At 36.1% G+C, this 12,853-nt stretch carries 10 protein-coding genes; 1 reads left to right on the top strand and 9 read right to left on the bottom strand.

Going from position 1 to position 12,853, the window contains the following annotated elements:
- Positions 1-2 precede the first annotated feature (2 nt).
- From AC3WRL_RS15815 to AC3WRL_RS15840, 6 genes are read right to left on the bottom strand one after another with little or no spacing between them, the layout of a single operon-like run.
- Positions 3-248 (bottom strand): acyl carrier protein, encoded by a 246-nt coding sequence (locus AC3WRL_RS15815; protein ID WP_214824969.1) that lies wholly within the window; start codon positions 246-248, stop codon positions 3-5.
- A gap of 1 nt (position 249) precedes the next feature.
- Complete coding sequence (locus AC3WRL_RS15820) at positions 250-1,653, bottom strand: MATE family efflux transporter (protein WP_492330717.1); 1,404 nt, start codon at positions 1,651-1,653, stop codon at positions 250-252.
- The gene (locus AC3WRL_RS15825; protein ID WP_492330718.1) at positions 1,650-3,464 is read right to left on the bottom strand and encodes an IucA/IucC family protein; all 1,815 of its coding nucleotides are present in this window, start codon (positions 3,462-3,464) and stop codon (positions 1,650-1,652) included. The genes AC3WRL_RS15820 and AC3WRL_RS15825 overlap by 4 nt, the downstream gene beginning before the upstream one ends.
- Before the next feature lie 8 nt (positions 3,465-3,472).
- Entirely contained in the window at positions 3,473-4,792 is a 1,320-nt protein-coding gene (locus AC3WRL_RS15830; protein WP_214824975.1) for a lysine N(6)-hydroxylase/L-ornithine N(5)-oxygenase family protein, read from the bottom strand.
- A complete protein-coding gene (locus tag AC3WRL_RS15835; protein ID WP_492330719.1) occupies positions 4,785-7,211 on the bottom strand; it encodes a GNAT family N-acetyltransferase in 2,427 nt (808 codons plus the stop codon). Before AC3WRL_RS15835 ends, AC3WRL_RS15830 begins: the two co-directional genes overlap by 8 nt.
- Positions 7,183-8,706 carry a pyridoxal phosphate-dependent decarboxylase family protein gene (locus AC3WRL_RS15840; RefSeq protein WP_261512186.1) on the bottom strand — a complete coding sequence of 508 codons (1,524 nt, stop codon included), beginning with the start codon at positions 8,704-8,706 and terminating at the stop codon, positions 7,183-7,185. The genes AC3WRL_RS15835 and AC3WRL_RS15840 overlap by 29 nt, the downstream gene beginning before the upstream one ends.
- A gap of 213 nt (positions 8,707-8,919) precedes the next feature.
- Here AC3WRL_RS15840 and AC3WRL_RS15845 point away from each other — a divergent pair, with 213 nt between their 5' ends.
- On the top strand, positions 8,920-10,017 hold the full coding sequence (locus AC3WRL_RS15845) for a TauD/TfdA family dioxygenase (RefSeq protein WP_492330720.1): 1,098 nt from the start codon (positions 8,920-8,922) through the stop codon (positions 10,015-10,017).
- A 98-nt stretch (positions 10,018-10,115) separates the two neighbouring features.
- Here the strand turns inward: AC3WRL_RS15845 and AC3WRL_RS15850 are convergent, their stop codons facing one another.
- From AC3WRL_RS15850 to AC3WRL_RS15860, 3 genes are all read right to left on the bottom strand, one after another.
- Positions 10,116-11,114, bottom strand: coding sequence for a S41 family peptidase (locus AC3WRL_RS15850; protein ID WP_492330721.1), 999 nt, complete (start codon positions 11,112-11,114; stop codon positions 10,116-10,118).
- Between the two features lie 71 nt (positions 11,115-11,185).
- The gene (locus AC3WRL_RS15855; RefSeq protein WP_214824987.1) at positions 11,186-11,980 is read right to left on the bottom strand and encodes a helix-turn-helix domain-containing protein; all 795 of its coding nucleotides are present in this window, start codon (positions 11,978-11,980) and stop codon (positions 11,186-11,188) included.
- Between the two features lie 119 nt (positions 11,981-12,099).
- The gene (locus AC3WRL_RS15860; protein ID WP_214824990.1) at positions 12,100-12,798 is read right to left on the bottom strand and encodes a DsbA family oxidoreductase; all 699 of its coding nucleotides are present in this window, start codon (positions 12,796-12,798) and stop codon (positions 12,100-12,102) included.
- Positions 12,799-12,853 lie beyond the last annotated feature (55 nt).

Here is a 12,853-nt window from a genome sequence, read left to right on the forward strand (position 1 = left end):
ACTTAGTTTTCTACGAGTACATCGTATTTTTTCATTTTTTCACGGATTTTACCGACCGTTCCCATTTCAAGAATGTCATTAAAATCAAACTTTACCTGATAGAACTGCTCCAATGCTTCTACGATAAGTAAGTGAGACATAGAATCCCATTCAGGGATTTCCTGATACGTAAGATTTTCATCTACCATTTCTTTCTTTACCGCAATTGCTGAAGCAATTATTTCATAAAATTCGTCTGTTGTGTGCATTTTAAATTTTTATAGTTTTCCATTTACCATTTTTGAAGATCAATAAGAATAATACAGCCAATACGATTTCTGAAGAAACGATTGCTGTAAATATTCCTTTCAGTTCCCAGTGAAGTCTTACTCCAAGGAGATAAGCTAAAGGAAGCTGAATAACATAGAACATGATCATATACAGCAGCGTTACCTGCATAATATTGCCGGCTGCATTTAGAGCACGGCTGATCACCATTGTAAAGCCAAGTAATAAATAAGCCATAGAAACCACATGGATGTACTGTATTGCATATCGTGCGACTTCAGTTTCGGAAGTGAAGAATGTTACCACATACTCTGCTGCAAACTGCCAGAATAAGGCAACTGCCACCAGGTAAGTCATATTGATCCCTCCAGCTCTCCACACCGTTTTTTCTGCACGGTCCGGATTTCCAGCTCCTAAATTCTGTCCTGTAAGAATTCCTGCAGCGTTTCCTATTCCCCAGGCGGGCATTGTCGCTACGGAAGCAATCCTTTGGGCAATGATGTAGCCTGCGAGAGCAGTTGTCCCGAAAGTAGCTATAATTTTAACCATGATCAGCCAGCTGGAAGCAGGAATAATGTACTGCACCAGTCCTCCAAAGGTGATTTTTAGTATTTTCTTTATTAAAGGCACATCAAAGTGAAACTTTACCAGAATATTGATACTGGTTTTGCCTGTAAGAAGAATAAAGAATTGGTACAAAACAGCTAATAGTCGGGATAAAACGGTAGCATAAGCTAACCCCATCAATCCGTAAGCGGGAATAAAACCAATTCCAAAAACAAAAATCACTGCGAATACCATACTGGAGATATGACAAAGCCAAAGGGATTTCATCGCAAGAGCTGCATCACCGGCTCCCCTGAAAAGTCCATTAATAGAAAGACGCAGGATAACCAGGCCAATACTTAAAAATACGAGCTGGGAAAAAAGTAATCCATGGTCAACACTATTGGGTTTAATTCCAAGAAAACTGATGATATCGGATGCAAAAATAAAAGATAACCCACCTATTAACAATGCGAAAGCTGCTGCTAATAATATGATATAATGAGCGGTTCTGCTCATGCCTTCTCTGTCTTTTTCTCCGGCTCTCCTTGCTGTTAATGTTGCAGCAGCGATACCAAGGCCAATGGCAATAGCATTAGCAAAATTGATGTAGTTATCTGTGATCCCTACAAGCCCAAGGACCTTATCTCCTAGCCTGGCAATAATTAAAAGATTGATACTGACAAAAAGAGATTCCATTACAAGCTCCATGACCATGGGAATGGCCAGGCTAAAGATAGAACGGTTGATGCTTCCGGTTGTCAGTTCGGTTTTTTTTCCGGCTAATGCTCCATACGCAAATACAGAACCATCTTTTACAAGATGCAGAAACTTTCTCATATTGCCGCGACAGAATTTTTATTCGCTATCTGATACAGTGGATTTGGTAGTGCTCCATCTTTCTTTGGAATAGCAAATGCTTTATTTTCACTGTATCCGTTATTTTTTAAACGCAGGCTGTTGATATAGAATCTTTTGAATGTTGGAACATAAAGATCATATTTTTCGTAACGTTCCTGCAAATGAGGATTGTCATTTTTATAGCTTTCAATACATTCGTGAACAAGGGTCCAGAATTGATTTTCTTTAAAGTCTGAATGCGTGTGCAGGGCATCCGATAAATATCTGAAGAAAGCATCAAACACACCCAGAAGAATAAATAACGGAATATTCTCTTTATTTGAAGACTGGATCAATCCATCTGCCAGATGATCCGGTAATTTTTCTCTTGCTTCTGTAGTTAAAACAATATCATCTACAAAATCTTTGATCACGATTCTTTGTGGAAGTCCATTTTTCAGTACTACCATGATATTCTCTCCATGAGGGGTAACACATAAAGAATGGGTATAATAGATATGAAGTAATGGAGTAAGATAAGCATCAAGATAAAGGGTTATCCATTCTTCAATACTTATTCCCGCTTTTTCAGCAAATGCTTCTACCAGTGAATTTCCTTCCTCATCTACGTACAGCAAAGAAGCCATGGTTACCATTTCTTCATCTCCTTTTAAATAATTAGATGCACTTTCACGCCATAAAGCACCCAGGAATTCATTATACTGATAAGGAACATTCTGAATAGCTCCATATTGTGGATGTAAATAAGTAGTTGCTGCTTCTTCTCCCAGGAATATAGTTCCCTTATCTGCTAAATATGTATCATCTTTGATCAATCCTTTTACCCAGTCTGTAATAGAAGGTGCAATTTTCATCTGTTTAGGGGAAAGTCCACGGATGTTTCCTGTACTCAAAATAGATACTGCTGTCTTTAAATATCTTTTCTCAGGATTTTTAGTATTGAATAAAGTACGGATACTTTGCTGTGCACTGTATTCATCATTACCTTCTCCCAGAGGAATAAGAAGTCCGTTTGCGATATCACCTGCATAATGGATCTTTAATTTATTTTCCCATTGCCAAGGGTGTACAGGAATAAGATTAAAGTCACTAATTGATTTTCCACTTTCAGAAAGTTTTTGCTTAAAGCTTTCATACAGTTCATGACCGACTTCTGAACGGTAGAACTCTTCTTTTTGAATGTTTTCCAAAGCCTGGAAACTCGATCTGTCCTGATGTGCAGCAAACCATAGAACTTTTAAAGGCTGATCAGCTTCAGGAGAGTAAGTTTGTAGATCCGTAGGAGAAAAACCCAGACGGCTTTTGTTAACGATCACCCAAGGATGTCCTTTCATATGGTGCTCTATAACCTGATAACCGGCTTCAGCTAAACCTTTTGAGGACATTACTCCTTTTTCAAGGATCAATGCATCACAGTATAAAGTATGTAAAAGCTCTTCTGTATATCTTGCTAACGTATTGGAATCAAGATCGAATACTGGCTGCATTTCCAAAAAGAACTGAGGAACATCGATTGACGAACTTACATTCCCGTTTTCATGTCTTTTAATGCTGTTTTTATCAATAAACCAGTAATCCATAAGTCTTTCCTGGCCACGGAAACTGTAAACTACATTTTCATTTCCTGTTTCAAGTCTGAATACAGTATATCCTTTTTCATCTTCAAAATCGGCTGTTGGTTTTAAGAGTTCTTCATGCATTAATTCTGCAATGGTCTTAGCCATAAGATCTCTGTTAGCTTGCTTCCAGTTTTCCTGGCTGATTATTGTATTGTTTAATGTGTTGTTCATAATAAGTATTAAATAGTGGCAGTTGTGGGTATAGTAGAATATTTTTCGACGTCAAAATCCTGAAAAGCGATTTTCTTTTCGACTTTGTAATATTCTCTTCCGAGAATATCGTTGATGATGTAAGAATTTCGGTATGCAGCCATTCCAAGATCCGTAGAAATATAGCTGTGAGTATGAACTTCTGCATGAAGTACATAAATTTCACCACCATTATGATCTATAGAATAATTTCTGTTGACAGCGTATAAACCAGATGAATCTCTTTTAATTCTAGATTCAATATTCTTTAGGAATGAAGGCTCTTGATAGCGGTATCCTGTTCCTATTACGATGTAATCAGCTTCCTGTTCGTAAGGAATCCCTTGTTCTTTCTGTGTAAATTCAAGGGTAAGACGATCCGGACTGCTGTTATCTACCCTATCCAGCTGACTGTTTGGAATAATCGTGAGCTTTGGATCAGCATTATCAATGTTCAGGTCATAAATAAAATCATAGATCTGATTGATCAGGTCATAATTGATGCCTTTAAACTGAGCCTGTTGCTTGCTTAAAATTGATTTTCTTGCTGCTTCATCCCTGCCGTAAAAATAATCTACATAGTCAGGAGAGGTTAGCTCTAAGGTTAGTTTAGCATATTCCATTGGAAAGAATCGATCTGGTCGGGAATACCAACCTAGTTCTGTATTTTCGTTACGGCTCTGAAGCAGGTCATAGAAAACCTCTGCTGCACTTTGTCCTGAACCTATCACAGCTATTTTTTTTCCTTTTGCCAAAAGCTCCTCTTTTCGGTATAAATAAGAACTGGTATGAAGGATGCGTGAATCTTCTTTTGGAATAAACGAAGGAATATGTGGCTGTGTTCCTGTTCCAAGGATCAGTCTTTCTGCTTTATAAACTACCGCTTCTTTAGTTTTGGTATGAACTGTTGTGATGAGATAAAGTCCATCTTCATATATAATATCCACTACCTGTGTTGAAAAACGACACTGCGGTAACTGGCTCACCACCCATTGGCAGTAACGGTTATATTCCTTACGAGGGATGAAGAAATCTTCCCTGATAAAGAATTTATAAAGCCTGTTCGTTTCTTTAAGGTAATTCAGGAGACTTAAAGGATTCGTAGGATCGGCCATGGATACACAGTCGCATAAAAAAGGCGTCTGAAGCGTTACATGATCGATCATCAACCCCGGATGCCAGTCGAAACCGTCTCTCTGGTCAAGGAAAAGTGTTTTTAATTCAGAAATTGGATTGGATAAAGCGGCAAGACCCAGATTGAAAGGTCCGATACCTATTCCAATTACATTATATATTGTTTCGTTATTCATTTTCAGTGATTGTTGCATTGATTTGTACATCTTTGTTTTGAGGGAATTTTTCCCAGTACCATTCTCTGTAGCAGAAATTAAGGTTGGCCTTTTTATGAGGCATTTCAATAACTTTCTCGACTTTAAAACCTACATGTGCTTTATTCATCATCGACGCCAGAGAATCTACAGAACCTTCACCAACCATTTTTCCTACCTCTGATTGAGCAAATACGTAATCAACCATCGATTGTGTGGAAGGAGAGACATATTTCTTTTTAGGATCTGTAGGGGCTATGAACTGGTGTGTTCCATAATCTGTAGGAAGTACTTCATAGTAATCTCCTACTATGTCTCTGCATGGCCAATATACTTCAATATTACATGAAGGTTCGCCATTGCTTAATACGATATAACTGTGTCCTTCCTCGCTTGGTAACATCAGACGGTAATAGGTTTCCAGTTCATCAATCGGCCAGTTCATTTGCCATACTTTTACTGCATGTTCACGGTTGAACCATTCATGAAGCATTTCAAGATCCTCATCAAGATCAATCGGACGCATGGTAATGGTAACATCTTCTTTCTCAAAATAGCGTCTGAAGAAAACCTCTTTTCCTTTCGGATTAATCAGCTGATCTGAAAAGAAGTGCTTATGAAGCAGATTGGGTACTCTGGCGTATGAAAGAGAAGAAGCATTGATGCCACCATCCATATCAAGAATGGCTGATTGTAAATTGGCTTTTGTTCCCCAATAGCGATTTGTTAATGCATAGCGGGTGATATCAGATGGATCTTCATGATTCAGCTTTACAAATTCCTTATAAACCTTATCGATAAGATCTCTTTCTTTTACCCATCCTGTTTTACCCAATGATGTAATCAGTGCAGATAAATTACTTACCAAAAGATGATGTGAAATAATATCAAGAAGTCTTTCATCTCTGATAAAAAGTTCTTCAATTTCAATATGATCTTTTAAAAGATCCTGGTATTGGTCTCTTGCGCTTTCTCTCAACAGATACCCTTGTCCGTCTCTTACAAAAAGAGTTTCAGGCAATAGATTATCATTCAATCCAATCAGTAAATTCTGCTGATGGGCTTCAGGAGCCATGCCATATTGACTGTAAAGGTGGTTTAAAGGCGCAATAAGAAGCTTGATATAAGCCTCAAACCAAACGCTGATAGCTTCTTCCTTGGTAGTCTCCAGACGATCTGCAACATCTTTGAAAAAACGTTGTACAAAGCTGGATTCATCGGCAGGTTCATCCTGACATAGCCTTGCCAGTAATAATACTTTGTCCTCTGGTTTAAAGGTATTTTCACGGAGTAATAAGTTTAGACTTTCTATATTTTTTCCGTTATGATGTACACTTAATGAAGCAGGTTCCAATAATAATTTAAAATGACTGAAGTTTTTCTCAAATGAATGAGCTACGGTCTTCCACCATAAAGAAGAAGCGTAACCTCTTTTAAGATCTTTAAAACTATTTATTCTTATAGACCCTGTCATCAGAACATGCAAAGAGAACTTAGGCATCCAGGCACTATCCAGGTTGTAAAGAGTTCTTATAGAAGATGTAGAATAGAATTCATCTCCTAATGCTCCGATAGGAATTAGTTTTCGGAGTTGTACCATTTCTTCTCCTTCCTTGGTTGATAGAAAGTACTTTCCTTCCCAAGGGTGGCATGGGGCAATATAAAAATCAGAAAGCACTTCCCCATCCTTTAAATATTCTTTTCTAATGTTTTCAGGTAATGAAACCATACTTTTCAATAATTCCTTGCATGATATTTCCAGGACAGAATTCTCTCGTACACTATGTTTATCGATCAAAAAATATTCAAGTTGGATCGCTTTACCGAATTCAGGGCCGTAGTGAAGCTGCTCTCCTTCCGAAAATCCCATTCTTGATTTTGTAAACGGATGCAGGTTATGACCTATAGGAAGTTGCTGCTCAGATTCTAAAAAAGAGTAGGCTGATGTTTTATTATTTTGTGAATTGGCAGCAATAGTCAGTTCCATATTTTTTAAACTGCTGTGAATTCTATCAATGAACTTATCGAATCCTTTTTCATTAAAGCTTTCTGAAAATTCTTTATATACAAATGCCGTCAGCTGATCCAGATCTACTTCAAAAACCTTTTGGTTTTTATGATCAACAGCCCATATTGGAAATCCATAATCATGGAAAGAACTTTCAGAGCGGTAAGAAACAGGAGCAAATAAAAATAGTTCGCTTTTCTTTAAGTCGAATCTTAGATATAATGGATAATTAGTGTTTTGGAGTGCTTTAGCTGTGAGCGTATCATATTTTGGAATCCCTTCGTAGAATTTTCCATTTCCAAGTTCACGAAACATTCCGTTTAACAGGATTCTTGCAGTAATTTCCTGCGCTTTTTTTGCAAACTTAGTTTGTTGTTCCAAAGTCTTCTCCATGAGTTTTTATTTTATTTAAAATTTGATGAACATCCTCAGTTGTAGTGATCGGATTAAGGAAGGTAAACTTGAGGTAGAAATTACCATCAACCTTGGTACTGGCAACAAGGATTTCTCCACTATAGAAAAGTTTCATTTTAATATGCAGATTCAGGGCATTCAGATCTTCAATATCAGATCTCAGATAACGGAATACCAATACACTAAGGTCTGTATGAGATAAAAGTTCAAATTCAGGATCTTCCGTGATCATCTCTGCTACATCTTTAGTAAGATCGATTACTCGGTCTGTGTATTCAGCTAATTGTTCCTGTCCCATCATTCTTAAAGTGAACCATAATTTTAATGCATCAAATCTGCGGGTACTCTGTATGATCGACTTATTGATTTGTGCAGGAATTTCCTCCTCATCCATTTCTGCTGGATTCAGGTAATCTGCATGATGTTTCAGGATTCGCAATTCTCTCTTGTTTTTAACGATAAAAGCACTGCTGCTGATCGGCTGGAAGAATGATTTGTGATAATCTATAGTCACAGAATCTGCTTTTTCTATTCCATTTAATAAATGGCGGTATTTACCACTTAAAAGCAATGCACAACCATATGCTGCATCTACGTGCATCCATATATTGTGATGTGCTGCAATATTGGCAATGTCTTCTAAAGGATCTACATTTCCAAAATCTGTAGTTCCTGCAGTAGCAATAATCCCGATAGGAATATTCCCCATAAGAATTTCCCTCTTCATGTATTTTTGAAGTAAAGTGATGTCCATACGGAACTCATTGTCTGTAGGAACCTTGACGATAGATTTCTCACCCAATCCCATTATTGATGCATTCTTTGAGTTGCTAAAATGAGCTTTATCAGAAATAAAGATTCTAAAACGGCTGGCTTCAGGTGGAAGACCATCCTGTTTAATATTGTGATTTAAATTCTTTTGAGAATAGCAGTCTCTCATCATCACCAATCCCATTAGGTTGCTTTGAGATCCTCCTGCGGTAAAAACACCATCACTTTCAGTTGTATAACCTAATCTTTCTGCAGTCCAGTCGATCAGTTTTCTTTCCATAAAAGTACCTCCGGCACTTTGGTCGTAAGTATCTTGGGAAGAATTGATGGCGCTGACAAGGATTTCTCCGGCCAATGCAGGGATGACGATTGGGCAATTAAGATGAGCAACATATTGAGGAAGATGAAAAGCTGTGGCATGCTTTACGTAGATATCATCTACCTCATTTAATAACTCTTCATAAGAAGAGAGTTTTTGATTCAGATCGATGTGCTGAACCTTCTTTTTCATTGTTTTAGCTTCGATACCGCTAAATGGTTTGTCGTTTCTATGAAGAAAAGTTCCAACTAGGTTTAAAGTGTCATTGATAGCGGAACGATAGTGATCATAATTATCTTGATGAAAAATGTTTTCAAATTTCCCCGAAAAGTGATTCAAAGTGCTATTTATCACTTCCCCGTGAGGCAAAATTTCGTTGTTCATATATTTATTTATAACGTTGATTGAATAAATTGTGGTTTTTTTATTTCTATATAGAGATGAAGTATCCATCTCGTAATCAATACGTTAAGTTTTAAATTTTTTCATTTTTTGTTTGGTACTTAATTAAAAATTCATAAATTTGACAACCCTATTGTTATTTAGAATAATTAAAAACAAATATAATAATTTAATCCTAACACAAAATTTTTTTTAATGAATTCTTTAAAAATTCTAGAAAAAAGCAGTTTGACTGCAGAGCGGCTACTTCCTGTAGCTATTGAAATTACAGATGGCGAGCGCAAGATGATCATGGAGGCAGTGGATTATCTTGAGAAAAAATATAGTAATTTCGAAAACCGTGAATTTGTAATGCAGGTCCATCAGCTTGCCTCTTACTTTTTACCGGAGAGATTGCTAAAAGTATTGGCTTCTTTTGCCAGTGACTTTTCTGAAAATCAGTATGGGGCTCTTATTTTCCAGGGACTTTTTGATATTGATCAGGAAAAAATAGGCAGTACCCCTGCTAATTGGCAATCAGCAGATTATTCAAAATTCAATCAATATGGATTTGCCTGTGCATTGATACACGGAGCTCTTCCGTCTAAACCGGTACAATATTATTCACAACGTAAAGGAGGTGGATTGATCCATGCGATCATTCCGGATGAAAAAATGCGTGAAACACAAACCGGATCGGGATCTGCAACTGATTTATATGTACATACTGAAGATGCTTTCCTTAAACATCAGGCTGACTTTTTAAGCTTTATGTATATCCGTAATGAGGAGCAGGTGCCATCAACCCTATACTCTATCCGTTCCCATGAAAATATCAGGGAAGAGTACAGACCTTTATTCGATCCTATTTTTAAGATCCCTAAGGATGCCAATTTACAAACCGAAGCAGAAGAAGTAGACACTTTGGATGCGGTTCTGTATGGTAACAGAGATCTTCCTTTTATGCGTTTCGATGCTGCAGAGCAATTGTTTAATCCAGATATCAAGCAGACTGATCTGGCACATCATGCGCTTAGCAAATTCTGGCAGGAAGCAAAAAACCTGATCTATTCAGATTTTACTCCTCAGGCTGGAGATGTTATCGTGGTGAATAACCATTTGTGTGCTCACGGACGATCTGCTTTCCGTGCCGGTGTGAAAAGTATCAACGGTGTCGAACATACCTGTGAAAGAAGAATCATGCTAAGGATGATGAGTAAGGTAAGTCTTCTTGATATGAGAGGACATACACTGAAAGAAGATCCATTCTTTGTTATAGAAGAGCATTTAGGTAAAAACTTTGCGAACTTCTAAGTAATCGAAAGATTTAAATTTTTAATAAAAAATCCTTTCTGAGCATTTGTTCGAAAGGATTTTTGCTTTAAATAATAAAAGAAATAGTATTTTTTTATCTATTCATTTTCTAATTGACGTATTACTTTTTCTAGATCACTTTTATTTAAATCTGTTTCTGTTTTGTTCTTCAGAATCTCTTTAAGTGCCAAAACATGTGCGGTTTTAAAAGCCTTTTCAGAAGTTGTGCTTATATCCGGACTAACTCCGGTATGTTCCCAGTTTCCACCTGTTATTGCTGCTGTTACTTTTCCAGTAGGAATTAATAGAAGATATTTATTCCCAATTATAAACGGATCTACAGGGTTAGCTGCTCCACCGGTATTTTCACCAATTACCTGGGCTAATTTATATGCTTTTAAAAAGTAAGCCAATCCTTCTGCCGCCGAGAAAGATTGTTTACTGGTAAGAATGTAAACATTCTTATTGAGATATTTTTGACCAGGCACTTTTGATAGCGTGTTATTCTGTACTGTTTTTTCTTTATCTCTGAAATAGGTGGAATACAAATTGGTTTTCTCTTTAAAGAAATAGCTGCAAAATAGCAAGAGCATTCCATTATCCCCACCTCTATTTTCTCTAAGATCAATAATTAATGAATTAGTATGGGCCACAAAATCCATTGCTGATGCTAACGTTTTGGCACTCGAATTGGGCTCTGCAAATCCTTTGAAATTAATATAACCAATATTACCTTCTAATCTTTTTACATTCTCAAAGCCAAAATTCTCAAGACTATTGTGAAAATCGTTTGAAGCGGTTATTTCTTTTGTAATTTTCCGATCTTCAGGATTGAAATTCTCCACGTATTTAACAAAAAAGTGTTGATCTTGAGATATTATTCTTAATTGTTTCGTAAGTTCTTCGGCAAGATTTTTTCCATTAAGAGATTCGAAATTTTTCAACTGAAGTTCAGAATCCAGTTTTTTATAAAGATCTTTGTCTAAATAGTGGTCTTTGACCTTTCCCAAAATCTCTTTTATGACCGGACTATTTGTATTCTGACAAAAAGAAGATAAAGAGTAAAGTGAAAAAGCAAGAATTAGTATTTTTTTCATTAGATTAAAATTTAATGTATGGCAAAAATACTTTCGTAGGCAAAGTGAGAATTGTAAAAAAGGAAACTCATTCAAATAAACAACCATATATTTTTCTGTTCGGTATTAACTTTCTTAAAAAAAGTACCCGGAGTTATTTTGGTAAGTTCTTTAAAATCCTTTATAAAATGAGATTGGTCATAAAAAAGATTTTCATAAGATAGTTCTGTCAGGTTTTTTATTTGTTTATTCTGTATCAGTGCCTTTCTAAAACGATGTACTTTCCGATATTCAGAAGCAGATTTAGCGAGATAGCGTTTAGAAATTTTATTGACATACTGACGAGTTATTCCATTCTTCTGAGCGATATCTTCGATACTAATATCAGTTTCAAGGTTCTGCGTTATCTTTTTTACAAAGCTCAGATCCTTCTCTATAAATTTTGAAAGCCAATAATCTTCTAGTTTTTGTATTTGTGTTTCCCGGTCTGATTCATTGAGAATAGAATTCACTATTTCCGGAAAGTCAGAGGCAATGATTTCATCTTCAAGAAATACAATATTCTCATTATTGAAAAAATGATATATTCCTAATGGTTTAAAATAAATCGTAATTTCATTGATAGCTTGTATGTAGTATATCTCAGTAGAGCTGGTACACCGCGAAACGAGGTCAACAAGTACATTTTCTTCAGGAGATTGGGAAATTTCTATTTTATTTTCATTCTCCATTACTTCAGCATTCTGGCAAGCTGATACAATAAAAAAGTTATTGGGAAATGTAAGATACCGTAAGGCATGATCAGGATCATCTTTAGACATAAAATAATATCCCTGGATATATTTTCTTAGTACTGGATTCGCAGGTTGGTAAAAATGGATTTTCATTAATATTATGTACAGAAATAAAATAAAGGTCTTTATGGTAAAAATACAAATAGAAAAGAAGAAACCCGAAGAAATTCTTCAGGTTTTATGCAATGATTCTTTTTTTTTAAAATATCTCACTAAATACCGCATCCATCAGCATCACAGGCATTCTCTCCATTAGAAAGATCGGTAAATGATGAAACAGTTTCTTTGTATGTTTGCTGAAGTGCATTTTCAAAAACGTCAACAGGTTGGGCTCCTGATACAGCATATTTACCATTTAAAACGAAAAACGGGACACCTGTAATTCCATTATTTCTTGCCTGTTGAATATCTTCATTCACTTCATGAGTAAATTCCTCTGAAGTTACAGCCTGCTTTGCTTCCTCTCTGTCAATACCCAATGAGTCTGCAATAGATACTAAAGTGTCAGGATCACCTACATTCTTACCGTCAATAAAGTGAGCAATAAATAATGCTTCTTCCATTTCATTAGACTTATGATACTTTTTTGATAAGTGTAGAAGTTTATGAGCAGAAAAAGTATTGGTGATTAAAGCTTTTTCAAAATTAAAATCAATTCCAGCACCTTTACCCATTTGTGCTACCTGGCTGATCATTTGACTAGCCTGAGCCTCAGGAAATCCTTTCTTTTCTCTAAAATAAGTAAGGGTGTTTTTCGTTTCTGATGGATTCAGTGTCGGATCCAGTTGAAAACTCTTCCATTCTACTTCTACCTGATCTTTAAAGGGTAACTTTTCTAAAGCCTGTTCAAAATTATTCTTTCCTATATAGCAAAACGGACACATAACATCCGACCAGATTTCTATTTTCATTGTATTTCTTTTGATAAATTTAATCCTGCAAAGTTACCAAATATTTTTAATGTAA

The sequence above is a fragment of the Chryseobacterium sp. FW101-FHT12H09 genome, assembly GCF_058790395.1.